Origin of the sequence: Variovorax brevis, from assembly GCF_030317105.1 — a bacterium.
GTDB classification, from domain to species: Bacteria; Pseudomonadota; Gammaproteobacteria; order Burkholderiales; family Burkholderiaceae_C; genus Variovorax; species Variovorax brevis.
Window position 1 is genome coordinate 1 of record NZ_JASZYG010000005.1, and the last position, 25,272, is coordinate 25,272.

General features: G+C 64.8%; 25 protein-coding genes. 16 read left to right on the plus strand and 9 right to left on the minus strand.

Going from position 1 to position 25,272, the window contains the following annotated elements; all coding sequences use genetic code 11:
• Both QTI66_RS16420 and QTI66_RS16425 read right to left on the minus strand, forming a co-directional pair.
• On the minus strand, positions 1-396 hold a 396-nt coding region (locus tag QTI66_RS16420), incomplete at its 3' end, for a Bug family tripartite tricarboxylate transporter substrate binding protein (RefSeq protein ID WP_286560896.1).
• Between the two features lie 40 nt (positions 397-436).
• Positions 437-1,489, minus strand: a complete 1,053-nt coding sequence (locus tag QTI66_RS16425; protein WP_444815017.1) for an amidohydrolase family protein — start codon at positions 1,487-1,489, stop codon at positions 437-439.
• Between the two features lie 248 nt (positions 1,490-1,737).
• On the opposite strand from QTI66_RS16425, the gene QTI66_RS16430 reads away from it, so the two are divergent.
• The 5 genes from QTI66_RS16430 (at position 1,738) to QTI66_RS16450 (ending at position 7,866) form a co-directional block, all read left to right on the plus strand.
• Positions 1,738-2,526: an IclR family transcriptional regulator gene (locus tag QTI66_RS16430; RefSeq protein ID WP_286560898.1), complete on the plus strand. Its 789-nt coding sequence runs from the start codon at positions 1,738-1,740 to the stop codon at positions 2,524-2,526.
• A gap of 151 nt (positions 2,527-2,677) precedes the next feature.
• Entirely contained in the window at positions 2,678-4,006 is a 1,329-nt protein-coding gene (locus QTI66_RS16435) for an NAD-dependent epimerase/dehydratase family protein (protein ID WP_286560899.1), read from the plus strand.
• A 43-nt stretch (positions 4,007-4,049) separates the two neighbouring features.
• Positions 4,050-5,615, plus strand: a complete 1,566-nt coding sequence (locus QTI66_RS16440) for a GMC oxidoreductase (protein ID WP_286560900.1) — start codon at positions 4,050-4,052, stop codon at positions 5,613-5,615.
• Between the two features lie 76 nt (positions 5,616-5,691).
• Positions 5,692-6,060, plus strand: coding sequence for a hypothetical protein (locus QTI66_RS16445; RefSeq protein WP_286560901.1), 369 nt, complete (start codon positions 5,692-5,694; stop codon positions 6,058-6,060).
• A 45-nt stretch (positions 6,061-6,105) separates the two neighbouring features.
• Entirely contained in the window at positions 6,106-7,866 is a 1,761-nt protein-coding gene (locus QTI66_RS16450; protein ID WP_286560902.1) for a hypothetical protein, read from the plus strand.
• A 3-nt stretch (positions 7,867-7,869) separates the two neighbouring features.
• Here QTI66_RS16450 and QTI66_RS16455 read toward each other — a convergent pair whose 3' ends face one another.
• From QTI66_RS16455 to QTI66_RS16465, 3 genes are read right to left on the minus strand one after another with little or no spacing between them, the layout of a single operon-like run.
• Complete coding sequence (locus tag QTI66_RS16455) at positions 7,870-8,208, minus strand: DUF2304 domain-containing protein (protein ID WP_286560903.1); 339 nt, start codon at positions 8,206-8,208, stop codon at positions 7,870-7,872.
• Entirely contained in the window at positions 8,205-8,888 is a 684-nt protein-coding gene (locus QTI66_RS16460) for a glycosyltransferase family 2 protein (protein ID WP_286560904.1), read from the minus strand. The genes QTI66_RS16455 and QTI66_RS16460 overlap by 4 nt, the downstream gene beginning before the upstream one ends.
• Positions 8,885-9,121, minus strand: coding sequence for a hypothetical protein (locus QTI66_RS16465; RefSeq protein WP_286560905.1), 237 nt, complete (start codon positions 9,119-9,121; stop codon positions 8,885-8,887). Before QTI66_RS16465 ends, QTI66_RS16460 begins: the two co-directional genes overlap by 4 nt.
• Before the next feature lie 250 nt (positions 9,122-9,371).
• Here QTI66_RS16465 and QTI66_RS16470 point away from each other — a divergent pair, with 250 nt between their 5' ends.
• Positions 9,372-10,364 carry a cupin-like domain-containing protein gene (locus tag QTI66_RS16470; protein WP_286560906.1) on the plus strand — a complete coding sequence of 331 codons (993 nt, stop codon included), beginning with the start codon at positions 9,372-9,374 and terminating at the stop codon, positions 10,362-10,364.
• Between the two features lie 224 nt (positions 10,365-10,588).
• Here QTI66_RS16470 and QTI66_RS16475 read toward each other — a convergent pair whose 3' ends face one another.
• Together QTI66_RS16475 and QTI66_RS16480 are read right to left on the minus strand one after the other, a co-directional pair.
• Positions 10,589-11,572, minus strand: a complete 984-nt coding sequence (locus tag QTI66_RS16475; protein WP_286560907.1) for a Bug family tripartite tricarboxylate transporter substrate binding protein — start codon at positions 11,570-11,572, stop codon at positions 10,589-10,591.
• 48 nt (positions 11,573-11,620) lie between these two features.
• On the minus strand, positions 11,621-13,582 hold the full coding sequence (locus QTI66_RS16480) for an aconitase family protein (protein WP_286560908.1): 1,962 nt from the start codon (positions 13,580-13,582) through the stop codon (positions 11,621-11,623).
• A 105-nt stretch (positions 13,583-13,687) separates the two neighbouring features.
• Between QTI66_RS16480 and QTI66_RS16485 the strand changes: the two genes are divergently transcribed.
• The 3 genes from QTI66_RS16485 to QTI66_RS16495 all read left to right on the plus strand — a co-directional run bounded on the left by QTI66_RS16485 (position 13,688) and on the right by QTI66_RS16495 (position 15,676).
• Positions 13,688-14,584, plus strand: coding sequence for a LysR substrate-binding domain-containing protein (locus tag QTI66_RS16485; protein ID WP_286560909.1), 897 nt, complete (start codon positions 13,688-13,690; stop codon positions 14,582-14,584).
• A 157-nt stretch (positions 14,585-14,741) separates the two neighbouring features.
• Complete coding sequence (locus QTI66_RS16490; protein ID WP_286560910.1) at positions 14,742-15,257, plus strand: hypothetical protein; 516 nt, start codon at positions 14,742-14,744, stop codon at positions 15,255-15,257.
• A gap of 218 nt (positions 15,258-15,475) precedes the next feature.
• Positions 15,476-15,676 (plus strand): hypothetical protein, encoded by a 201-nt coding sequence (locus QTI66_RS16495; protein ID WP_286560911.1) that lies wholly within the window; start codon positions 15,476-15,478, stop codon positions 15,674-15,676.
• A 59-nt stretch (positions 15,677-15,735) separates the two neighbouring features.
• Here QTI66_RS16495 and QTI66_RS16500 read toward each other — a convergent pair whose 3' ends face one another.
• Complete coding sequence (locus tag QTI66_RS16500) at positions 15,736-16,791, minus strand: ABC transporter substrate-binding protein (RefSeq protein ID WP_286560912.1); 1,056 nt, start codon at positions 16,789-16,791, stop codon at positions 15,736-15,738.
• 25 nt (positions 16,792-16,816) lie between these two features.
• The gene (locus tag QTI66_RS16505) at positions 16,817-17,737 is read right to left on the minus strand and encodes a LysR family transcriptional regulator (RefSeq protein WP_286560913.1); all 921 of its coding nucleotides are present in this window, start codon (positions 17,735-17,737) and stop codon (positions 16,817-16,819) included.
• A 253-nt stretch (positions 17,738-17,990) separates the two neighbouring features.
• Here QTI66_RS16505 and speB point away from each other — a divergent pair, with 253 nt between their 5' ends.
• The 7 genes from speB to QTI66_RS16540 are packed head-to-tail and all read left to right on the plus strand — an operon-like array spanning position 17,991 to position 25,235.
• Complete coding sequence (gene speB / locus QTI66_RS16510; protein ID WP_286561490.1) at positions 17,991-18,905, plus strand: agmatinase; 915 nt, start codon at positions 17,991-17,993, stop codon at positions 18,903-18,905.
• Between the two features lie 22 nt (positions 18,906-18,927).
• Entirely contained in the window at positions 18,928-20,388 is a 1,461-nt protein-coding gene (locus QTI66_RS16515) for an aldehyde dehydrogenase family protein (RefSeq protein ID WP_286560914.1), read from the plus strand.
• A gap of 52 nt (positions 20,389-20,440) precedes the next feature.
• Positions 20,441-21,217: a transporter substrate-binding domain-containing protein gene (locus QTI66_RS16520; protein WP_286560915.1), complete on the plus strand. Its 777-nt coding sequence runs from the start codon at positions 20,441-20,443 to the stop codon at positions 21,215-21,217.
• Positions 21,218-21,247: 30 nt separating this feature from the next.
• On the plus strand, positions 21,248-21,952 hold the full coding sequence (locus QTI66_RS16525) for an ABC transporter permease (RefSeq protein ID WP_286560916.1): 705 nt from the start codon (positions 21,248-21,250) through the stop codon (positions 21,950-21,952).
• A 10-nt stretch (positions 21,953-21,962) separates the two neighbouring features.
• A complete protein-coding gene (locus tag QTI66_RS16530; RefSeq protein WP_286560917.1) occupies positions 21,963-22,670 on the plus strand; it encodes an ABC transporter permease in 708 nt (235 codons plus the stop codon).
• A gap of 29 nt (positions 22,671-22,699) precedes the next feature.
• Entirely contained in the window at positions 22,700-23,560 is an 861-nt protein-coding gene (locus QTI66_RS16535) for an ABC transporter ATP-binding protein (protein ID WP_286560918.1), read from the plus strand.
• Between the two features lie 7 nt (positions 23,561-23,567).
• Positions 23,568-25,235: a 5-guanidino-2-oxopentanoate decarboxylase gene (locus tag QTI66_RS16540; RefSeq protein WP_286560919.1), complete on the plus strand. Its 1,668-nt coding sequence runs from the start codon at positions 23,568-23,570 to the stop codon at positions 25,233-25,235.
• Positions 25,236-25,272 lie beyond the last annotated feature (37 nt).

Below are 25,272 nucleotides of genomic sequence, written 5' to 3' on the forward strand. Positions count from 1 at the left end.
CACGAGCACCAGGGGCTGCGACGCGAGCAGGACGACCGGCGCGAAGTCCTTGAGCGGATCGAAGGGGACTTTCGAGTAGAGCGCCGGGTTGATCGCGAGGTTGGCGGTCTGCCCCGTTCCAAGGGTGTAGCCATCCTTCCTGGCCTTGGCAACGGCATCGAGGCCGATGTTTCCACCGGCCCCCGGCTTGTTGTCGACGATGAAGGTCCACTTGTCCATCTGCGTCACTTCGTTCGCCACCACGCGGCTCAGCACATCCGTGCCTCCGGCGGGCGGAAACGGGACGACCAATTTGATCGGCTGGGATGGGTAGGCCGACTGTGCCCAGCCGGTTGTGGCCGAGAGGGCGATGCCCAGGAGGGCGACAGTGCGGTAAAGCTTGCTTTGGAATTTCATGGGAATGTCCTGGTGAATCTGAACGGAGGAAATGGAGGAATCAGCCGAGCCGGTAGACACGGGTGGCGGTACCTTCGAAAAGCGCCTGGCGCTCAGCGGCGGTGGCGTTCGTCGTCAGACGCTTGAAAGCGTTCCAGCAGGTGGCGTAGCTGAAGGAACCCTTGTCGACGGGGAAATTGCTTTCGAACATGCAGCGCTTCGCACCGAAGGCTTCGATACAGGTTTCGATCCAGGGCTTCCACGTGTTCGCCAGGTGACTGGAACTCGGTGGTGTCTCGCCCTTCTCGAAGTCGAAGCCGTTGATGCGCATGCCCAAGCCTCCGAGCTTGACGTGCACGTTCGGCAGGCGGGCTATCTCGCGCATCGACGCCGACCAGGTCGAGAACAACTCCGGATGCCGGTCCGCGTACGCGCCGATCCGCACGATGCCGCCGCAGTGATTGACGATCACGGTCGTCTCCGGGAAAGCCTTGGCAAGGTCGAGCAGTTCCGGCAGTTGCGGAAAGAACAGCCACGCGTCGTACGACAGCCCGAGAGGGGCCAGTTGCGCCACACCCTGGCGGTAGACACGGTCCAGCAGCAAGCCGCGCGGCGCGGCCGTCAGCGGGTTGACCAGCGAAGGGTGGGCGTCCCAGGTCGTCAGGTGCCGGACGCCGCGGAATCGCCCGGAGCCGGCAAGCAGATGGGCCTCCAGCACCTCGCGCACCGCCGCGCCGAGCCGCAGGTTGGCGTAGCCGACGATGCCCCGGGCAACTTGCGGGAGTTCACCCGCGTTGGCGTGGGTTGCGGCGACGACGTAATCGGTCTCCCCGACCGGCCTCAGGGCCTCCGGCCCGTCGGGGCGATAGCGCGTCAGCGCCTGCATGTAGACCGAGGCCCGAACGTTGTGCCCCGAGCATGCATCGGCCCTGTAGTCGTCGGCCAGGTAGGTCCAGCCGGGGCGGTCGTAGAAGTGGTGATGGGCGTCGACGATGGGCAGTGCAGGTTCGAGGACTTCCTCCTTGTGGAGGGCGAGCCAGTTCTCCCTGACAGGCAGGTAGTTGCCGGCGCTCATCGAGCGGCCTTCAACGAGGCGGCGATCGGACGTCGCCAGTTCAGGGGGACGGCCCTGGCTTCCGTGAAATCAACTGGCTTGTCGCACATCTGTGTCTCCAACTTTTCAGGTATCGCCATTTCGGTTCTATCTGACAGAATCAAGATCTGTTAGATAGAACTGTAAAGGCGCAATTGCATACCGTGTACCGGGTAAACCCGCACATCACCCTGAGGACATGACCGAAAGGCACGGCCGCAGGCGCGTGTCAAACTGCGGCTTCCTTGCCTTACCCACGATGCCTCTCGATGACCGAGCCCAACGAACCCGCCAATGCCGCCGCAGCCGAATCCAGCGGTGTCGCCGTTCTCGACAGGGCATTTGCATTGCTTGCGGCGTTCGGCCCAACGGATGACCGTTTGACGCTAACGGAGCTGTCCATCCGTACGGGGCTGTACAAGAGCACGGTCTTGCGACTGCTCGCGGCGCTCGAGCACGGGGGCTACATCCGCAAATTGCCGGACGGGCAGTACACCGTCGGTCCGCAGCCCCTCAGGTTGGCCGCGATCTACCAGCGTTCGTTCCAGGTCGGCGACGTCATCGAGCCGCTCCTGAAGCAGCTGAGCGCAGCCAGCGGCGAGACCGCATCCTTCTACGTGCGACAGAACCGGATGCGCATAGCGCTCTTCCGCGTGGAGCCTTCGCGCTCCGTGCGCGCCTCCGTGAGGGTCGGTCAGGAATACCCCATCGAACAGGGCGCGTCAGGGAAGATATTGCTTGCGTTCACGCCGCCGGTTGCCCCCGAGTACAGCGGCATCCGGGAGAACCATTGGGCCGCGTCGTACGGCGAGCGCGATCCTGAAACGGCGTCCGTGGCCGCTCCGGTCTTTGGCGTGACGGGGGAGTTGAGCGGGTCGTTGGCCTTGTCCGCGCCCAGAGTGCGGCTCACGCCGCCAGAGGCGATGTTCGCCGCGTGTCGCCAGGTGCTCGAGGCTGCGCGTGAGGCAACGCAGACCCTGGGGGGCAACGCTTCAAGGTTTGCGCAGAGCCTGGAGCGTCTGTCGATCGAGCAATTCCGTACGCACCCTGAAGGCTGAGCTCTCCGGATCCTGCCGATCATTCACCCCGGAGCACGAACACCGAGGGGCCCCCAGCGTGCACCAAGATGACCAAGTAGCGCGCTGCCACCGACTTGCTGGCGAAAAGTGGTATTGACGGCATGGCCGGCAGACCCTAGCTTCGTCACATATGAACACATTTGTGACGGACGCCCATGCCAGCGCTGCGTCGCCGGTTTTGGTGACGGGCGCGACCGGGTTCATCGGCAGGCACACAGTGGCGGCGCTGCAGTCGTCGGGGTACAGGGTGCGCGCGCTGGTGCGCAGGCCCGGCCAGTGGGCGATGCCGGGTGTCGAGATGTTCCACGGGCACATGAGCGATGCCGCCGCGCTGCGCGCCGCCTGCGAAGGCTGCGCCGCCGTGATCCATCTGGCAGCGCAGACGCGTGATGCGCCTGACATCGACGAAGTCAACATCGGTGGGGCCCGCCGCTTGGTCGAGGCATGCCTTGCCTCGGGTTGCCGGCGGGCGATCGTGGTCAGCACGCAGTCCGCCAAGATCTTCCGCCAGGGCGACTATGCGCGCACCAAGGCGGCGGCGGACGCCATGTTTCTGGCGTCCGGACTGGACGTGACCGTGATGCGCCCGAGCGTCGTGTACGGCACGGCCGATGACGGCATCTTCGGCACGCTGCGGCGCGTGGTTGCCGCGCATCGGGCCGTGCCGGTGCTGGGCGACGGACGGTGGCGGTCGGCGCCGGTCCATGTGGACGACGTTGCGAAGGCGCTGGTGCGCGCGCTCGATGCGCCAGCGTCCATCGGCCAGGTCTACGACCTGGGCGGGCCTGGGCAGTGCTCCTTTGATGAACTGCTCGATCGCATCGCCGTGGCGCAAGGCTTGCCAGCGCCCATCAAGCTGCACGTGCCGCTGCCGGTGTCGCTGGCGATGGCGTCGCTGCTTGCACGTTTGATGAAGTCCCCGCCGATCACCCGCAGCAATGTGCTGGGCTCCAACCAGGACACGCAGATCGACATCGGGCCCGCGCAGCGCGACCTGGACTTTGCGCCGTTGAATCTCGAGGATGGCTTTGCGCGGCTCTTTCCGGCCCAGGACGATTCGCAGGTCCTTGCGCAGGAGGCGAGGGTGCTGGCGCGTTATCTCGTTGGCGCGAACCCCTCGCCCGAAGTGGTGCAGCGTTACGTGGACGCACACCGCCAACTGCTCCTTGCCCAACCCGACAAGGTCACCGCTTTCGCGCGCCGCCATCCGTCCTGTCTGGGCTTGCTCGATGCCGCCGCCGCGACGCGCGGCACGGCGGCGCCGCTTCGCCGCCGCGTGCTCCTGATGGCCACGGTTCTCGAAGCCACGCCCGAGCATGCCAGGCGTTTCCTGCCCGCGCCGCGCTCGCCGCTGGCCACGGTGGCGGCGATCGCATGGCACGGCACTCGCGCCACGCTGATGGCGCTGCTCGGCATGCCGCTCTACCTTTGGCTGCGCGCTGGCCGGTCGGATGCCTGACGCGGCGCCGTTCGTCGTCGTGGGCTCGGGGGCGAGCGCGGTCATGGCCACCACTTGCCTGCTGGATGCCGGCCATCGCGTCCTGATGCTGGACAGCGGCGACGTCGATGCGCGCTACGCAAAGCTGGTGCCGGAACGATCGTTCGCAGAACTGCGGCACGGCGATGCGGGCCAGCATCGCTACCTGCTGGGCGAGAACCAGGAAGGCATCGACCTCGGCAGCACCGGGCCGTTGGCGCAAGCGACGGCCCCGCGCCGCTTCGTCTTCCGGCGTGCCATGGAACGACTTCGAACCGGTGGCGACGCCTTCGCGGCCATCGAAAGCCTGGCACGGGGCGGGTTGGCTGAAGCGTGGGGCGCGGGGGCCTTTCCCTTCACGCCACATGAACTCACGCGCGCAGGCCTCGATGCCGATGAAATGGCGCCGCATTACGAGGCGGTTGCGCGGCTGATCGGCATCTCCGGTGGGAACGACGACCTCGCGCCGTGGTGCGGCGCACTGTCCGCGCTCCAACCGGCGCTCGGCCCCGACCACAATGCGGCAGCCTTGCTGTCCACCTATGAGCGGCGCAAGGCGCGCCTTCAAGACCTGCGCATGCGGCTGGGTCGTCCGATGCTGGCGGTGTTGAGCCAGGACCTGGGCGAGCGGCGGGCCAATCCCATGCATGGAATGGACTTCTGGAGCAATGCCGGCGGGAGCGTGTTCCGGCCCTCCGTGCTGTTCGATGATCTTCTGCGCAGGCCCGGCTTCGAGTACCGGCCGCAAGTGCTGGTAACGCATTTCGAAGAGCACGAGGACGGCAGCGTTCACGTTACCGGACGCCACCTGCAGCATGGCGGCACCGTCACGTTCCCGGGCCAGCGGCTGCTGCTGGGCGCCGGCGCACTCGGCAGCACGCGGATTGTCCTGCGTTCGCTGCATTGCTACGGCCAGCCCGTGCCCTTCGTCTGCAACGAGCACGCCTACATCCCCTCGGTGCGATGGTCCGGCCTGGGCGCGGCGATGCCGCAACGCGCGTACGCGCTGGCCCAACTGACGGCCATGCTCGATCCCACGGGCGACCAGCAGCACCTGGTGCAGGCGCAGTTCTTTTCCTTCACCGGCATGTTGCTGACGCGCCTCCTGAAGGACTCGCCGCTGGACTATCGCGATTCGCTGCGCATCTTCCAGGCGCTGGCCACGAGTTTTGTGATCCTGGGCGTGCAGCACGAAGACATCGCCGGGTCCGGCAAGCATCTGACGCTGCGGCAGGCCGCATCGCCGGAAGACGACGTGCTGGACATCCGTTGGCGGCCCGATGCGTCGGAGCAGGCGGCACAGCGCGCAGCCGAGCGCGAGTTCTGCAAGGCGCTGCGCGTGCTGGGATGCTGGCCACTTCGCGTGATCCACCCCGGGGCCGGATCGAGCGTGCACTACGCGGGCATGCTGCCCTGTTGCGATGAGGAGCGGCCCTTGACGCTCGACCGATCCGGCCGGCTGCGCGGCACCCGCAACGTGTACGTGTGCGACGGTGCGGGCCTCGCCTATCTGCCCGCGAAGGGTCCGACCCTGACATTGATGGCGAATGCGCGCCGCATCGCCAGCCTGCTTGGCAAGTCCGCCAGATGAGGTATTCCCTCAAAGCGTCGCAATCTGTAACCTTTGGTTCACAATGCTTGCGATCCGACAAGAAAGCCACCAAACCATGCGCATCTGGCAAATCATTTTGCTGTTGGGGTACTCGCTCGGCATTGCCGGGGGTCAGCTTCTGTTCAAGCAGGCGGCGGTCACGCTGCGCAGTGACAACGCGCCCACGCCCTTCATCTGGTCGGCGATCACCAATGTGCCGCTGATCGCCGCTGTCGTGCTCTACATGGCGCTGACGGGCTTGTGGGTCTACATCCTGTCGATCACCGATCTGTCCAAGGCCTATCCCTTCCATGCGCTGACGCTGGTGCTGACGCCGCTGATGGCGTCGCGCATGTTCAATGAAAGGCTGCACGTCTCCTTCTATTTCGGCCTGGCCGCGATTCTTGCGGGCGTATTTGTCATTGCGTGGGGCGCCGACCGCTGAGGGCGTTTCCGGCGTGGGTCAAGATCAACTCATCAAAGAGGGCGCATGAACCATTCGGCCATTGTTGCCGCGCCACAGCCTGGCGCGGGTTCCACCACTGCATCGGCGTTCTGGCAGACCGTTGCCAGGCCCGAAGTCATCTTCCTGCTGGCCGTGGCGACACTGGCCGTCCGGCTGCTGGTGATTTCCGAGCCGATCCTGATGCACGACGAGTACTACTACATCAAGACGGCGCAGCTTTGGTACGACGGCACCATCGATACACGCGCCATCACCAGCGTGCCGAACCGCGGCGAAGCCGGCTTCCCGAACGCGCTCTTCTTTGCGATCTATCAGTTCACCTACTTCTTCGGCGCCGATTTCTACGCCGCCGGAAAACTTTTCAATGTGTTCTTCGCTTCCCTGGCCGCGCTGGCGGTCGCGTCCGTGGCACGCCATTTCGTGACTCGCGAGGTGGCCACCTGGATCGCGGTGCTGGCCTTGTGGATGCCTTCGACGAGCTTTCTTCCGTACTTCATGCCCGAGGCGCTCTACGAATGCCTCACGTGGACGGGCATTGCGTTGCTGTTCTCGCTGTATGGCCGCAGCGTGGCGCTGGCGGCAGTGGCACTGGGGGCGTGCCTGGGTGCGGCGCTGCTCGCCAAACCCAACGCGCTGGCCGTCCTGGCGGCGTGCAACCTGGTGCTGTTGTGCGTCGTCTGGAAGGACGGGAAGCGTGCGGATCGCCTGCGCACGATGGTGCTGGCGCTCGTGCTGCTCAACGTGTCCTTCCTGCTTGCAGGATACGTGCTGAACCTGCTGCTCACGGGCCATCTTCACTGGGACCCGCTGGGGAAGTTCTACCAGAACGGACTTTCCAGGGTGGCTGAAGTCACGACCGACCGCGGCTACCTGCACGTCTTTGCAAACTACTTCTTCGCTTACGTCTTCGTCATCTTCCTGGTCTTCGGACCAGCACTCATCGCATTGGGAAGCGGCGTGTTTTCCACCCGGCTGAGCAATGCCGATGTGATGCTGGCAGCAATGACCGTGCTGGGTGTCGGCGTGCTGCTGATGGGCAGCGTCAAGGTCGGCGTGAACTGGGAGCGCGTGTACGTCAATCACGTGGGCATCTTCAGCTCGCGCTACATGTCGGCGCTCTTCCCGCTTTTCTTCATTGCCTTTGCGCGCTTCCTTCCGGATGCCTCAGCCAACCGCCGGTTGCGCGCCTGGATCGGCGGATTCGTCGTTCTCGCCTGCGTGGCATTGATGGCCGTGCGCAGCATCGTGAACAACTGGAACCAGATGCGGGAGGTGTTCTGGCCGCGGGCGCTGCACCCGGACGCGTTCCGCGTTGTGTGCGCGCTGCTCGTGTTGACGATGCTGTACTACGCCTTTGCCCGCGCACCCAGGGCGAAGGTCTACGCGGGGGTCATGGCCCTGTGGGCTTTCGTTTCAGCTGCGGTCATGCTGAACAACGATTTCGGCAGCGCGCATGCCGGCGACGCACGGCGCGATGCCAACACCGCCCGCACTGTGGCGGGCCTGGTCAACGCGCAAAGCTTTGATCAGGGGCACGTGGTATCGGGCAATGTGCTGTACGCCACGCGCTTCATGAGCCGCTTTCCCGGCATCGTCTCACTGGAGGTGGTGAAGGACACGACGGCACCTGTCCCGCGTAGCCAGATCCCGCCGAAGGCGCGCTGGGTGGTATTTCTTGCGGGCGCCCGCCCTGGCTTCGATGCGAATTGCATCGCGCTGAAAGACGCCACCCTGTGCCCGCTGGCGGACGGGGCGCTCTACACGAATCAGCACCGGGCTGACTGAAGCTCAGCCGGCCCCGTTCGATTCGCCCGATTCGGCGCGTTCGAGCGCCAGTTGGCGGATCAACGTCACAAAGCGCTCATTGGCCACGCGCAGTTTCAAGTGCAGGTAGAGCAGGCCGATAAGGCTGAAAAGGATCCACAGGTAGAAAATCAGGTCGGCACCGCGGCCGATGCCCACGGCGTTGGCTACAAAAGCCGCGTGTTCGGGCAGGAGCACGAAGTACTCGCCCACCATCGCAACAACGATGGCCAGGGCCGTGACCTTGGGCGCCATTCGCGCCTGTGTATAGGCGTACAGCACTACGCAGGCCAGGATGCCAGAGGCGATGAACTGGAAGATCATCTCGTCAACCCCTTGAGCAGCAAATCGATGAGGATGTGAACCGAGTTGCTCATCGTCTGGCCCTTGGCCAGCGAGTACGCGGTGTAGCGGATTGTCACCGGCACTTCCACGTACTTCAGTCGATGGCGCGCGACCTGGGCCACGATTTCGGTGGCGTGCGCCATGCCGGACTGGCGCAGGTTGAGGCGCTGCGCCGCGTTTCGGGTAAAGGCACGAAGACCGTTGTGCGCGTCAGACAGGCGCAGGCCGGTCAGCACGTAATTCACCCAGCAGGCGGCCTGCAGGAGTAGCCGTCGTCGCATCGGAATGCCGATGGCGGTGCCCTTGAAGCGGCTGCCCAACGCAACGTCGGCGCCGCCGGCAAGGCTGTCGATCAGGGCGGGGATTTCGCGCGGGTCATGCTGGCCGTCGGCGTCGAAGGTGACGACGTGGCTGGCACCGAGGCGAAGGGCATGCGTGATACCAGTCTGCAGCGCGGCGCCTTGGCCCAGGTTGATCGCGTGGCTCACGACCTTGGCACCGGCCAGCCGTGCACGGGAGGCGGTGTCGTCGGATGAGCCGTCGTTGACCAGCACGACGTTGGGGCACACGCGTCGAACCTGTTCGATCACGTCGCCCACGACTGCGCCCTCGTTGAGGGCTGGTATCACCACATAGACCGAAGACAGCGTATCGCTCATGTTGCTTCCCGAAACAAGATGAAGCCCCTCGAACCCGACAGCCCGGACGATTGGAAACTTTCGTTAACAATAATCGTCGGGAAACGCATTTCAACCTGTTGCGCCGCGTCGCGCAACATTTCAGTGGCGATACACCTTTCGGACAGTGTTGGCGTCGCCCGGAATGCAATCAACGCTTTGCCTGTGGACCTTCGTGCAATCTGCACAAACAAGGTGATGCGCTGCTCATGCAAGCAAGCACTTCAAGGCAGATGTGTTCTGGCGACGAAGCTGCGACTTGGCCTTTGCGAAATCTCCCACACCCGGGTAACTACCAGTCGATGATGTTTACCAAATGTCAAGTGCCGCAGTAACATGTTCGTATTACAAACACACAACAATCGCACGCAGTAAACATTTGCTTTCGGGATTTGTCCCCGAGGTGTGGCGGGGAATAACTCCAGGAAGCGCGGATGCGGATCTGCGGTGCACGCGGGGTAACGCATGAACGTCTCGGCGATGGGATCCCTCGGTGGAGCAGATTCGGGCTCAAACCTGCTTGACATTCGCGACAAGGCGAAATGGGCTGAGCTAGGCAGGAAATCCTTCATCTTTGAGCATCGATTGGCAGGTCACCCCCTGTTCGAGCGCCCCCGACTGGCGAAGCTCGCAGAGGCGATGCTCGATACCGGTGACCACTTGCGCTGTTCCGCCAGCGGATTTCAATGCGACAACTCCCCCGAAGGCCGACGAAAGTTGGTCGGGGCCATCGTCGACATGGAGGAGGCCAATTCGTGGATCAAGCTATCGCACGCGAATCAGGTCTTGCCTGAATACGACGAAGTGCTCCAGTCTGTGCTACGCGACGTTGAGCTTATGTTGGACTTTCCTTTGCGGAAAGTGATGACATGGTCCGGGATGACCATTTTCATGAATCCGCCGGACTACTTCGTTCGCTACCATTTCGACCATGAGTCCAGTCTCCTCTTGCAAATCGCTGGCGAGAAGGATGTCTGCGTGTACCCCCCGGACAATCGCGTGCTGACAGAGACGGAAATCGAAGGCTTTTACCACGGGGACGTCATGGCCGGCCGTTACAGGGAGGAAGTGGAAGCCTTCGCGACGCACCAGATCATCACGCCGGGCACCGGGGTGCATCTTCCTCAACTGGGGCCGCACAGCGTGCGCAACAACAAGCAAGCCTCGATCAGCGTCAGCATCTTCTACGACTTGCGCGCCCACGACGAGAAGGCACGCATTTGCCAGTTCAACTGGTATCTGCGGCGCATGGGCATCACACCGGCTCCTGTCGGGAAATCTGTCATGACGGACAGGGCGAAAATTGCCGTGATCGAGTCCTTGTGCAAGCCCGACCCGCAAAACTGGGACGAGTACATGTTCTCGGGCGTCAACCGCATCAATGCGCCTTTCCGAGCAGCCAAGGGAATAGGCCGGCGGCTCGCTTCGCTTGCGCACCACTCTCCGCCCGCGGGCTGACGGGCTGCGTGAAGCAGTCATGCTGATTCTTTTCGAGAGTGTGCAAAAGCGTGGGAGCCTGATTCCGGATCTCTGGCACTGAACTCCTGGAACCGGCACGTTACGGCGGATGGCACGAGAGTCGTATGTCCGTCCTCGACGCCTTGGCCAACGCCTTCAGCGAACATCGCCTGGTGGGTCAGCAATCCGAACTGCGCAACAATCGAGCGCGTGGTCTGGCAACCCTAGTCCAGCGTCACCCCGGCCTTGCGCACCACGTCCACATAGCGGGCTTGCTCGCGGCTGAAGGTCGCTACGGCGGCTTCCGGCGTGGTGGGATTGATGATGTTCTCCTGTTCTGCCATCGCTTTCTTCACCTCGGGCGAGGTCCACGCGGTGACGATCGCCTCGTTCAGGCGTTTCACATCGGCCGGAGCGAGCTTGGCCGGTCCGATCGCGGCGAGCCAACCGCCTACCGTGACGTTGATGCCTTGCTCCTGCAGCGTCGGTATGTTCGCGAAGGAAGGCACCCTTGTCGCGCCCGTGGCCGCCACCGCCCGCAGCGTTCCAGCCTTGAGGTGCGCCTGCACGGCGGGAACGGCGAGCACCCCGAAGTCGACCTGGCCGCCGATCAGGTCGGTGATCATCTGTCCAGCGCCCTTGTAAGGGATGTGGCGAGCCTTCAGCCCCGCCTCGTCGACGAACATCTCGGCAGCGAGGTGGAGGATGGTGCCGTTGCCGGAAGAGCCGAAGTTGTAGTTGTCCGGCTTGGCCTTGATGAGCGCCACGAGTTCCTTGGCGTTGTTGGCCGGTAGACGTTTGGGATTGACCACGAGCAGGAACGGCGTCTCGCCGACGATCGTGATCGGCGTAATGTCCTTCAGGCTGTCGTACGGCATCTTCTTGTAGACGGCCGGATTGACGACGTGGTTGTTCGAGACGAACGCAATCGTGTTGCCGTCCGGCGCTGCCTTCACAAGTTGCTGCGTGCCGATGATCCCCCCGGACCCAGGCAGGTTCTCCACGATGACAGGGCGCCCCAGCGTCTTGCTCATCGCGTTCTGGGCGGACCGGACCATGACGTCCTGGCCGGAGCCGGCACTTGCGGGAACGATGATCCGCATGGGAGCGTTGTTGCCCGCCTGGGCGGCCGCCATGCCTGGATGGGTGATCAGGATCGCACTGGTGGCGAGGCTGCCGATGAAGGCGCGACGATTCGTGGATTGCATGTTTGTCTCCTTGGGTTGCTGTGGGGTTGCGGGTGCCATGGCAGGGCGTCATTCGCCATGCAGGGCACGCAGTTGATCGAAGCTCACGATGCGGCCGGCGATGGCGCTCGCCGCCACCGTGGTGGGGCTCGCCAGCCAAAGCTTCCCGGGACCGGAGCGGCCCGGAAAGTTGCGATTGATGGAGCTGACAGTCACCTGGTCTACGCGGTCGGACACGCCCGGGCCGGCGTTGACGCAGGCGCCGCAGCCAGGCTCGATCAGTTCGACGCCCGCTCGGGTGAACACCTCGAACATGCCCTCGCGCAAGCAGAAATCGCGCACGTCCTGGCTGCCGAACTGGACGATGAAGCGGATGCCCGGCGGCACCTTCAAGTCGCGTCCCACAGCCCATTGCAGGACCTCATGGCAGTGGCGCAGGTCTTCCCGTTTCCCGCCCGTGCACGAACCGCCGTAGGCAATGTCGATGGAGACTCGTTCCTTCAATTCGGAAGCGCTCACGCCACTGCCCGGGTCGCCCGGCCGGGCCAACATCGGCTCCAGCCGTGCGCAATCGATCTCGATGGTGTGCGCCACCTCGGCGCCTTCGTCGCTGCACATCCAGGGCTCGATGTGGAAATCGATGCCGCGGCGCTCGCGCAGGAAGCGGCGCGTCTCTTCGTCGGGCGCGACGATTCCGGTGAAGCCACCCATTTCAGCCACCATGTTGGTCAGGGTGGCGCGCTCGTCGGTGGGCAAGCCGGCCAGTGCTTCACCCGTGTACTCGAAGACTTGCCCGATGGCATGGCCCTCGCGCACGTAGGGGGTGCGCAGGATGTGCAGCGCGACGTCCTTGGCCTCCACGCCCGGACGCAGGCGGCCCTTGAGCAGCACCCTGCAGATGCGGGGCACCTCGAGCCGCACTTCGCCTGTGAGCCACGAATTGGCAATCTCCGTCGCGCCCACACCGAAGGCCAGTGCGCCCAGCGCGCCGCAATGCGTCGTGTGCGAATCGGTGCCCGCCGCCACTTGGCCGGGAAGCACGTACCGCTCGGCCATGATCGAATGGCTGATGCCTTCGGAGCCTTCGCGGTCGCGCAGCAGTCCATGCAGCCGGACGCCGTGTTTCTCACAGAAGCGTTGCTGCACGCGCTGCAGGTTCTGCGCGGCATCGAGAAGCCCGATGGCCTTGCGCTCCGCAGGCATGCTGTGGTGCACGAAGGTGAGATGGTCGGAGAAGCAGAGGATGCCCTGCGGCTCATGAAGCTGGAAGTCTCCGCCTGTGGCGCGCTCCAGGACCGTCAGCGACATGGGGGTCACGTACTCGTGGGCATAGCGCCAGTCCGCCTTGACGAACAGCGATTCGCCGGGCCGCACGGGCATCTCGCCGCCCCGCGCACGGGCGATGATCTTTTCCGCGTAGGTCATCGGCCGCGGCGCAACGGCGTGCGGCTGCGGCGCCCAGCCCTCGCGCCGAGCCTGCGAAAGCTTGAAGAGCCCGCCACGCCGGATCAATTCGGCCGTGAGCTCGTCCTCCCCTTGCGTGAAGGCCTCGATCGGAATGCTCTCGCCGCGGCGGATGCGCTCGATCAGTCCGAAATCGGTGGAGGTCAGGATGCCGAGGTTGCGGCAGTTCTGTCGGTAGATCCGCTCGAAGCTCTCCGCAATGACCAGGCGAATGCCTGCGCACAGCTCCGCAAACGGGCTGGCCTCGCGCGAAGAGCCCTTGCCGTAGCGGCGGCCCGCGACGGTCACTTCGAACCCACCTGCCTTGACACCGCCCGCCTTGACGGGCGTCCGGTCACCGCACTTGAGTCCGAGGTAAGGGTACTCGCCGAGCTTCTCGTCGTAGTAGTAGCAAATGTTTGCCGGCGTGATCTCGTCTGTCGAAACGTCCGTGCGCAAGGGCAGCGCCACGTCGAGCGACAGGTCTTCGCCAGAGAGCTGGCGATCGATGATTTGCGGGTCCTGGGACAGGAACAGGATCCGCCCGTCGAAACGAAGGCTTGGCGCCGTGGCCGGGGCAGTGGACAAAGAAGGACTCCTTGCATAAGTTAAATTGCTGCGTCGTGTCTGGATTCTGTTTCTCTTCGCTCTGGTAAAAAAATTAGACTTTCTGAATTCATATAAGCTGAGCTAATGCCAATCCTCCCTCTCACCGCGTTGCGCGCGTTCGACAAGGTCGCCGAACACCTGAGCTACACCCGGGCCGCGGAAGCGCTGCATGTCACCCAGAGCGCGGTCAGCCAGCAGGTGGCCCAGCTCGAAGAGCGCGTGGGCAAGCGTCTGGTCGAGCGCAGCGGGCGTGCACTGCGCCTTACCCCGCAAGGGGAAGTCCTGGCCGCCGCCTGCCAGAGGAGCTTCAGCGCACTGGAGCGCACGCTGCAGCAGGTCTCGCGCGGCGGCGATGGGCAGGCGCTGCAATTCAAGTTGCCCCCGACGTTTGCGATGAAGTGGTTGATGCCGCGGCTGCCGGGCTTTCAGGTCCTGCATCCGCAGTTGGAACTGCACATCAACACCAGCGTTCAGCCGGTGGACTTCGAGTCGGAGGATGTGGATGTCGGCATGCAACGCGCGTCCGAGCCGGACCCAGGGCTGCATGGCATCCCCGTCATGGAGGAAAGTGGAATCCTCGTGTGCTCGCCGCGCCTGTGGGGCAAGCGAAAGGCGCGGGTTGCCGAACTGGCGACGATGACCTTGCTTCACAGCGCCAATCGGCCCGACGATTGGCCCCTGTGGCTCGGACTCATGGGCGCACCCGAACTCAAGCCTGCCAATCAGATTGAGTTCAGTTTCTCGCTGTTGATGTACCAGGCTGCGATCGAGGGGCTGGGTGTCGGCATCGCACAGCCTGAGTTCGTGGAAGAGGACCTGGCGTCAGGCCGTCTTGTGGCGCCTTTCAAGCAGGTCGTGTCGACTGGAAGGAAACACTTTCTTGTCTGTCCGGCCAGAGGGCGGCACGATCCTGCAGTCGCGCGGTTTTTCTCATGGGTGCAGTCGGGCGCCAAGGCATACCGTGTGACTCCAGTGGATTGAGACGGTTGGCGCCGTCAACCTCGATGTCAGTGCCGCGCGCATTCCTGACAGTGTGGGACCATTCCCTTCAAGGACACGGATCCCGGATCCAGTCCGAAAATCTTCGTCTTGTCCCTGACTTCCCCGCCACGAAGTGACCCTGCGTCGCGTTCTGCTCGTGATAACCATCCTGGTCGCCACGGGCGCCTGGGTTGCCTTCGTGTACTGGATGACAGGACTGGAACGCAAGGAGGTGGCCTGGCTGGAGATCGACCTGTCGCAGGTTCCGGCCGGCAGCCCGAAGTTCTACTCCTTCCAGGGGACGCCACTGGCCCTCGTGCGAACCACCGATGCGATGCTCGATGACCTTCAGGCGCAAACCAGCCACACCTGGAACCAGCGTCCGATTGCGGCCGGGCGCCCATCGTTCTTCGTCTACTCCCTGGTGAACCCGGCGGACCGATGCGAGGTCGAACACGTGCCCAGGGGCGCAGACCGCTACGCGCCGGCACGCCCATGGCAAGGCGGCTATCACGACCCATGCCGCTTTGGCGAATGGGACTACGCGGGCCGGGCGGTCAAGCAGTACGCCGACCAGGACGCGCAACTGTTGCGCATGCCCGATCTGGACATTCCAGTCTTCGAGCTCAGGGAGCGCAACATCCTGCGCATTACCCGTGCCCCGAAGAGATAGGCGAGACCAAGGCAAAACATGGCGGGTTCCCGGCAGAGAAGCAATATCAACACCTGCCCGCTTTGATGCCTGGCGGCGTGAACAAGCGGCGGATGCGCCGTGGTCGCGCGCCGGCCTACGCTGGCACCCCATACCTTCCCACACAGCCGTGAGTTCGATGCACCCAGATTGGAAGGTGTCGCAGTGCGTTGTGCATTGCCCGAATCAAGGAACGTTCAATGAACGACATCACCGAATTCCCCAGCCAGCGAGAAAGCGAAGCCAACGCCGAGAATTCGGCTTCCCCGCGAACTGACGAACAGGAGGGCGTCGATACCGTTTGGGACACCCCCAGCGACGTTGCCAACTATGGTCGCTCGTATGCGAAGGATGCGATGAATTCTGTACGCAAGATGATCGATGCATGGAAGAAGAAGTGAACCGAACCACCATCGCCTGAGCGATCAGTCTCGCGCAGAATCCGCGACCGCCCAGATGCTCACGATATGACTTCGTCGGCACGAAGGAGCGCGTTGCGCGGGATGTTCAAACCCATCGCTTTGGCTACCTTCAGATTGACAACGAATTCGAACTTCGTCGGCTGCTCCAGCGCAAGGTTGCCGGGCTGTGCGCCATTGAGTATCTGCACTGCAATCTCAGCCACACGGCGGAACATCGCTGCGTAGTCGGGGCCGTACGACAGCAGGCATCCATAGGCGCGATAGTCTGCCATCACAGGCACCTGCTTCGCTGCCTCGAAGGCAACCCACTCAGCTCGCAGCTTTGCATTGATCTCGTTGGGTGACAGGAGTACGCCGTCAGCGCGTTCGCTCTCGATCCTTGCGACGGCCTCCGGAAAATCTTCGGCCGCGTTGATGTTCAGGGGGATGAGGGTGAGTCCAAGCAATCTTGCGCTTTCCCGGTAGCTCTCAAAAGCCGCGTCGATCGTTGCGCTGGCAAGGCCCGAGCGCCGCGCGCATTCCGGGCAGCGCGCAAATGCGAGCCTGGAGACGGTCGGGACCGCCACCTTGAACAACTCGATCCGCTTTGGCGCGAGGTCTCCGGCGAAGTTCGACATCCCGGTGACCTGCCCGCCCGGATGCGCCAGGCTCTGGATGAGACCCGTACGCAGCGGGTCGTTGATTCCGAAGGTGACCACCGGGATGTTGCGGCCCGCCTCGACCACGGCACGTGCAGCCGTCGCAGTGCCGGTCACGACCAGGTCGACACCCTTGTCCCGCATCTCTGCAGCGAACTCGGCGTAGCGCTCGCTCTTTCCCTCGGCGTAGCGCCAATCGATGGTCAGGTTCCTGCCTTCCACGAAGCCGAGTTCAACCAGCCGATTGATGAACGCCGCCACGATACGTTCATCGTCCTTGGAGTTCTTTGCCGTGAACCCGAAGTAGGCGATGCGGTACGTTCGCCCCGGAACCTGGGCCAGCGCCGTTGCCCCAAGGGCGCAAGCGAAGCCAGAGATGATTCGACGACGTCCAATCATGTCCCACCTCCAGGCGTTTTTTTGAGTCCGCCCTCGAACCGGGGCGGCGATGCTCAATGATGCCAATCCCGATCCGTCCAGGTCAAGCTGGCGACAACGCACCCATCGTGAGATGCACCTCCTTGAGGTCTTCCAGGAAAGCCAGCGTGATGTCGTTCAGGTAGGCCCGTTTGCGGGAGGCCACATGAAAGGCCACGTCGTAGCGGATGAGTTCCGCGTTCAGCGGCGCGAGCAGGCCCGCCTCCACATAGGGCGCCGCGAAATGCTCCGGCAGATAGCCCAGGTGCCGCCCGGACAGGATCAGCACCAGGGCCGCCTCCATGTTGTCGGCGATGGCGGTGACCTGCACCTTCGGCTGCGTCAGTTGTGCCTCCGGCAGCGGATAGCTTCGCCAGGCCCAGTCGAAGCCCGCGATGTCTTCCATCGCCAAGCCGCCGGCACGACCAAACAGCGGATGGTCACGTCCGCAGTAGGCCACCTGCCGCTCCGAAAACAGCGGCGTGTAGACCAGCGTCGGCACGCGATGCCAGAAGTAGCCCACCGCCACGTGGAGCTGGCCGTTGATCAACTGCTCCTCCAGGTCGCTCGGCGTCCGCACGGAAATGGCGAAGCGCACCGCTTCGTCGCGCTTGCGAAAGCGGGCAATCGCCTGGCTGATGCGCACGTTCTGGCTCATCGGCGCATGGCCGATCAGGCCGAGGCTCAGGCTGCCCACCAACTGGCGGTCCACGTTGCGGGCTTCCGCACTGAAGTCGCTCAGCACTTCCATCAAGCGTCGCGAGCTTTGCGCGAAGCGCTCGCCCTTCGGCGTGAGCCGAAAGCCCCCGCGTCCTCGTTGGCACAGCGCGAAGCCCAGCCGCGTTTCCAGCGTGGCGAGCTGGCTGCTCAAGGTCGACTGGCCGACGTTGAGCGTGCCCTGCGCCGCCGACAGGCCACCGGCGTCCACGATGGCCAGGAAGACGCGAATCAGGCGAAGGTCCAGGTCTGCGATGTTGGTCAACATAAGGGTTTCCCCGTTCGATACATCGATCCTAGTCGATGTGAACGCGATGACATCGCCATGGATCGAGCGAAGGCCAGTCCTTAGCATCCAGACCATGAAATTCGCAAACCCCACCAGCGTCGAGCGCATGGCCTCGCCAACAGGCGAGATGGCCCCGGCTGCGGCGACGCCTTTCACATCGACCTCTCCAGATGTGAAGGGCGACCCGGCGTCCGGGAAGCAGGCCTTCCACCAGCCCCTGGGCGGCAACGACATGCCCCGCTTCGGCGGCATCGCCACGATGATGCGGTTGCCTGTGGCCGACACCCCGGCCGGGCTCGACGTGGGATTCGTCGGCGTTCCCTTCGACCTCGGCACCTCCAATCGCGCCGGCACGCGCTTCGGCCCGCGCCAGATCCGCGCCGAATCGGTGCTGCTGCGGCCCTACAACATGGCGACGCGGGCGGCGCCCTTCGACGCCCTTCGCGTCGCGGACCTGGGCGACGTGGCCATCAACCCCTACAGCCTGCCCGATTCCATCGCGATCATCGAACGCGCCTTCGACGCCATCGCGGGCGCCGGCTGCAAGCCCATCACGCTCGGGGGCGACCACACAATCACCCTGCCGATCCTGCGCGCCCTGCGAAAGCTCCACGGGCCCGTCGGCCTGATCCATATCGACGCGCACGCGGATGTCAACGACACGATGTTCGGCGAGAAGATCGCGCATGGCACGCCCTTCCGGCGGGCGGTGGAAGAGGGCCTGGTCGATCCGCATCGCGTGGTCCAGATCGGACTGCGCGGCACCGGCTACACGGCGCAGGATTTCGACTGGTGCCGCCAGCAGGGCTTTCGCGTCGTGCAGGTGGAGGAATGCTGGGGCCAGTCGCTCACGCCCCTGATGTCCGAGGTGCGCGAGCGCGTCGGCGGCGGGCCGGTTTACTTCACGCTCGACATCGACGGCATCGACCCGGCGTTTGCGCCTGGCACCGGCACACCGGAAATCGCTGGCCTGACGGTGCCGCAAGTGCTGGAAGTCATCCGCGGGGCATGGGGGCTGAACCTCGTTGGCGCCGACGTGGTGGAGGTGTCGCCCCCCTACGACCCGCTGGGCACCACGGCCCTGCTCGCCGCCAACCTGGCCTACGAGCTGCTGTGCGTCATGCCCGGTGTGCTGCGCCGCGACTGATCCAGACCAGGGCATGCACGTCATGAACCTTTCCACCAAAGACCTGCGCGCTGCCGGCGCCGCCATCCATGGCGAGTGGCAGGCCGGGAAGGGCGCCGCGCTGTCGATCGCCAATCCGGTGACGGGCGCTCCCATCCTCTCCTTTGCCGCGGCCAGTGAGGCCCAGGTGAACCTCGCCGTCATGTCGGCCCGGAAGGCGATGCCCGAGTGGCGACGCACGAGCGCTGCGCAGCGCGGCCATGTCCTGCGCCGCATCGCCGAATTGGTGGCCGACCATCGCGAGCACCTCGCCGCCCTGCAATCCCTGTGCAACGGCAAGCCCGCCGCGGAGGCGCAAACGGATGTGAGCGATGTCATCGCCACCTTCCAGTACTACGCCGGGCTTTGCGCGCGTGGCGAGGGGCTGGATCCGCGAGACGTGCCGCTGCCCGATGCGGGCGTGAGCGCCGAACTGCAATACGTGCCGGTCGGCGTCGCAGCGCTCATCGTTCCCTGGAACTTCCCGATGGTGACGACCGCATGGAAGCTGGCGCCCGCGCTCGCGGCCGGGTGCACGGTGGTCCTCAAGCCTTCGGAGCTGACGCCGCTGGCCGAGATCGCGTTGATGGACCTGATCCTGCAGTCGGGCCTGCCGCCCGGCGTGGTCAACCTCGTGTGCGGGGCCGGCAGCGTGGGCGCCGCGCTGGTCGACCATCCGGGCGTGGCGAAGGTGTCGTTCACCGGCAGCAACGCGACGGGTCAGCGCATCCTGCAGGCCTGTGGCGCGCGCATGCAGCGGGTCAGCCTCGAACTCGGCGGCAAGTCCGCCCTGATCGTGCTCGACGCCGCCGATCTGGACCTGGCCACCGAACTGGCGACGGCAGGCGCCTTCTACAACGCCGGGCAGATGTGCTCGGCCACCTCGCGTGTGCTGGTCGCGCGGCCGGTGTTCAAGAACTTCGTCGAGCGGCTGGTCGACGCCGCGCAAGCTTTGCGGCACGGCGATCCGGGTGACGCGTCGGTCAACCTCGGCCCCTTGATCAGCGCTGCGCAGCGCGAAAGCGTGCTGGGGCGCATCCGCCGCGGTGTCGCAGACGGTGCGCGCCTGCGCTGCGGTGGAAGCGCTGCGGGCAGCGAAGGCTTCGCCCTGCAACCCACCGTGTTCACGGACGCAACGGGCTCCGCCGCGCTTTGGCGCGAAGAGATCTTCGGCCCGGTGGTCTGCGTGGAGCCCTTTGACGATGACACGCAAGCCGCCGCCATCGCCAACGACAGCGACCACGGCCTCGTTGCCACCGTCGTGTCCACCGACCGTGACCGCGCCCTGCGCCTGGCCGCAGAGCTGGAAGTCGGCACCGCCTGGGTCAACGTGCCGCAGCTCATCTATCCGCAGACCGCCTGGGGCGGCTTCAAGCACAGCGGCCTGGGTCGGGAACTGGGCCCGTGGGGCCTGCAGGCCTTCCAGGAACTGCGCCACGTCATCGCCCCGCGCCCGCCGCAATGAGCCCTTGCCAACCCATCACTTTCCCACGTTACAACAACCCGGAGGAGTCGACATGAAAACCCGCTACCTGATCGCCACCGCACTGACCATCCTGAGCCTGAATGCCGCGGCCAAGGAATGGAAGGAAGTCACCATTGCCATGGACGCGACCTATCCGCCCTTCGAATCGGTGGCGCCCGATGGCAAGCTGGTCGGCTTCGAGGTCGACCTGTCCAATGCGCTGTGCGAGCAGCTCAAGCTCAAGTGCAAGCTGGTCAACACCGCATTCGATGCCTTGATTCCCGGCCTGGTCTCGAAGAAGTCCGATGCGCTCATCACCTCGCTGAACATCAACGACGATCGCAAGCGCCTGATCGACTTCACCGAACCCTACTACCGCATGGAAAACAGGTTCGTGCAGAAGAAGGGTGCCACCACCGTTGTCAGCCCCGAGGGGCTCAAGGGCAAGACGATCGCCGTGCAGGCCGGCACGGCGCAGGCGAGCTATGTGCGCAAGGTGTATGGCAACGTCGCCAACGTCAAGTACTACCAGGGCGCGAGCGAGCCGTACCTCGAGTTGCTGGGTGGCCGCGCCGACCTGCATTTCGGCTTTGTCGTGCAGGTCAATGACAGCTTTCTGAGCAAGGATGGAAAGGACTACGAGTTCGTCGGCCCTTCGCTCTCGGGCAAGGACGACAAGTCGCTCGGCGAAGGCGTCGCGGTGGCGGTGCGCAAGGGCGATCCGGAACTCAAGGAGCTGTTCAACCAGGGCCTGCAGGCGCTGCGCAAGAATGGCACGCTCAAGAAGATCAACGACAAGTACTTCCCCTTCACCCTCGTGGTGGACTGAACGCACAGGGTGAAGAGAGAGGGGCCAGGGATGGACTATCTGTGGAACGTGTTGGCAGCCGCTTCGGTCACGCTCGAGGTGGCATTGGGTTCGCTCGTGCTGGCGATCGCGCTGGGCCTGCTTGGCGCCTGGGCCAAGATCTCGGGCGGGCGCTGGTCGGCCAGCGCAGCCAATGCCTATACGACGCTGATCCGCGGCGTGCCCGACCTGGTGCTGATGCTGCTGTTCTTCTACGGCGGCCCCGCGCTCATCAACCTCGCGCTGGCCGGGTTGGGCATCGACACACACGTGGACATCCCCGCTTTCTTCGCGGCGCTGGTCACGCTGGGCCTGATCTTCGGCGGCTACCTCACCGAGACTTTTCGCGGCGCCATCCTGGGCATTCCCAAAGGCCAGATCGAAGCGGCGAAAGCCTTCGGCCTGGGCCGGGTGCGCATGGCGTGGCGCATCGTGCTGCCGCAGATGGCGCGCCTTGCCTTGCCGGGCTTCACCAACACTTGGCTGGTGCTGGTGAAGTCCACCGCGCTGGTGTCGGTGCTGGGCCTGGAAGACATCATGTTCCGCGCCAAGAACGCAGCGCAGGCCACGCGGCAACCCTTCACCTTCTTCCTGCTCACGGCGGCGGTGTACCTGCTCATCACGACCGCGTCGATGCTGTTGCTGCGCTGGCTTGAAAAGCGCGGTGCGCGCAGCCTGACGCGTCCGATTTCGCAGCCCGCTGCGGCCCTGCCATGAGGTGCACACCATGAACTGGGACCTGATCGCCGAGAACTGGGAGCTCTTCGCCCGAGGCGTCGGCATTTCGCTCGGGCTGACTGCAGGCGCGGCGCTCTTCGGACTGCTGCTGCCGGTGCCGCTGGCCTTTGCGCGCAATGCGAGCCGGCGCATCTTCTGGATGCCGGTGGCGGCCTTCACCTTCGTGATCCGCGGCACGCCGGCGCTGGTGCAGCTCTACCTCATCTACTACGGCATGTCGCAGTTCGAAGCGGTTCGCGGCAGCGTGATGTGGCCCCTGCTGTCGAGCGCGGCTTTTTGCGCCTTGCTGGCCTTCGTCATCAACACGACGGCCTACACCACCGAGATCTTTCGCGGTGCGCTGGCCACATTGCCCAAGGGCGAGATCGAGGCGGCGCTGAGCTTCGGCATGTCGCGCTGGACGATGGCGCGCCGCATCCTGGCGCCCTCGATGCTGCGGCGCGCGCTGCCCCAGTACGCCAACGAAGTCATCATGCTGCTGCACATGAGCTCGCTCGCCGGCCTGGTGACCCTGCTGGACGTCACCGGTGCCGCACGCTTCATCAACGCCGAGTTCTACGTGGCCTTCGAGCCCTTCATCACGGCCGGCGTCATTTACCTCCTGCTCACCTTGTTGCTGGTGCGCCTGTTCGGCGCTGCCGAGCGGCGCTGGCTGGTGCACCTGCGACCACGTGCGCTGCACGAGCCCACCCCCTGAACTCCCCACCCTCCATGCCGACGTTCACCATGACCACTCCATCGTTTGCCGCGCTCGACACGCCGCTGCGGGTTCCACCGGACACAGCAGGCACCCACGCCGCCTCCGTCGCCATCAGTTCGGCGCCGTATCCGCTGCAGTTGCGGCAGCTTCACAAGCGCTATGGATCGAACGAGGTCCTGCGCGGCGTATCGCTGACGGCGCGCAAGGGCGACGTGCTGAGCATCATCGGCTCCAGCGGCTCGGGCAAGAGCACGCTGTTGCGCTGCATCAACCTGCTGGAGCATCCGACCGAGGGCGAGATCCTGGTCAACGGCGAGGCCTTGCGCCTGAAGCGCGATGCGCACGGCGATCTCGAATGCGCGGACCACAAGCAGTTGCAACGGGTGCGCTCCAAGCTGGCGATGGTCTTCCAGGGCTTCAACCTGTGGTCGCACATGACGGTGCTGGAGAACATCATCGAGGCGCCGGTGCATGTGCTGCGCATGAGCAAGCCGGCGGCCATCGAGGCGGCCGAGGCCTATCTGCACAAGGTCGGCCTGTACGAACGGCGGCACTACCATCCCGCGCATCTCTCGGGCGGGCAGCAGCAGCGCGCGGCCATCGCGCGGGCCCTGGCCGTGGAGCCGGACGCGCTGCTGTTCGATGAGCCGACCTCGGCGCTCGATCCTGAACTGGTGGGCGAGGTGCTGCGCGTCATGCAATCGCTGGCCCAAGAGGGGCGCACCATGGTGGTCGTCACCCACGAGATGGGATTCGCGCGCAGCGTCTCGAACCACGTGATCTTCCTGCACCGCGGACTGATCGAGGAAGAGGGCGACCCATCGCAGGTGCTGAGCCAGCCGCGCAGCGAACGGCTGCAGCAGTTCATCTCCGGCTCGCTGAAGTGAGGGCGACATGAAGACCCTTGGCGAAGTCCTGATCGAATTGCTCGAAGACTATGGCGTGGACCATGTCTTCGGCATCCCCGGCGTCCACACAGTGGAGCTTTACCGCGGCCTGGCCCGCTCGCGCATCCGCCACGTCACGCCGCGCCACGAGCAAGGCGCCGGCTTCATGGCCGACGGCTATGCGCGCGTGAGCGGCAAGCCGGGCGTGTGCCTCATCATCACCGGGCCCGGCATGACCAACATCGCCACGGCGCTGGGACAGGCCCATGCCGATTCGGTGCCGATGCTGGTGATCTCCAGCGTCAACGCGCGCAGTCAGCTGGGCCATGGCAACGGGCATCTGCACGAGTTGCCCTCGCAGCAAGGGCTCATCGCCGGGCTCACCGCCTTCTCGCACACGTTGATGCAACCGGATGACCTGCCGGCCGTGCTGGCGCGTGCATTTGCCGTGTTCGACAGTGCGCGGCCGCGGCCGGTGCACATCGAGATTCCGCTCGATGTGATCACGGCCGATGCGAGCCACCTCAATCGGCAGAGGCCCGAAAGATCCCGCAAGCCGGTGGCCAGCCAGCCATCGATCGACGATGCAACGGCGCTTCTGGCGCGTGCCGTTCGGCCGCTGATTCTTGCGGGCGGCGGTGCGGTGAATGCCGGACCCGCACTGCAAGCGCTGGCCGAACAACTGGGCGCCCCCACCGCGCTCACCATCAACGCCAAGGGCTTGCTGCCACCACGGCATCCGCTGCTGCTGGGCTCGACCCAATCCACGGTCGCCGTGCGCGCGCTGGTGCGCGAAGCGGATGTGGTGCTGGCCGTGGGGACCGAGCTGGGCGAAACGGACTACGACACGGTCTTCGACGGCGGCTTTGCATTGGGCGGCGCGCTGATCCGCGTCGACATCGACACCGCGCAGTTGTCGCGCAATTTCGAGCCGACTTGCACTGTGCTGGGAGACAGCGGCGATGTGCTGGCGCGGCTCGTCTCGAGCTTGCGCGACTTGCCTCACGCCGGCGCCGGCTCGCGTTTGCAAGGCGCTCCGTCGTGGGGCGCCGAACGTGTGCGCGCCGTTCGAACGCAGCTCGAAGAAGAATGGGATTCGCAGTTCCGCGCGCAACGGCACTACCTGCGGACGGTGCTGGATGTCCTGCCTGGCGCCATCTTTGCGGGCGACTCCACCCAGCCGGTTTACCAAGGCAATCTCGCGATCGACATGCCGGGGCCGCGGCGCTGGTTCAATTCATCCACCGGCTATGGCACCCTGGGCTACGGCCTGCCGGCCGCCGTCGGCGCCCAACTGGCCGCGCCCGGCACACCCGTGGTCTGCTTGATCGGCGATGGCGGACTGCAGTTCACGCTGCCCGAACTCGCCAGCGCCGTGGAAGCGGGCGTGCCGATCGTCGTGCTGCTGTGGAACAACTTCGGCTATGGCGAAATCAAGCGCTACATGCAGCGCAGGGACATCGCGCCCATCGGCGTCGATATCTACACGCCGGACTTCCAGATGCTGGCGCGCGGCTTCGGCTGCGACGCTTGCCGCGCCGACGACGAAGCATCGCTGCGAGAGGCGCTCGCGCAAGTGCCGGGCGGCGCACGGCGCAAACCCCTTGTGATCGAGACTTCGGAAGCGCAGTGGCATGAGGCTTACCTGCGCGATCGACTCGCCGCCGGTCGCTGATGGCGTCCGGCTCTTCCGCAATTTTTTCCAACCCCAT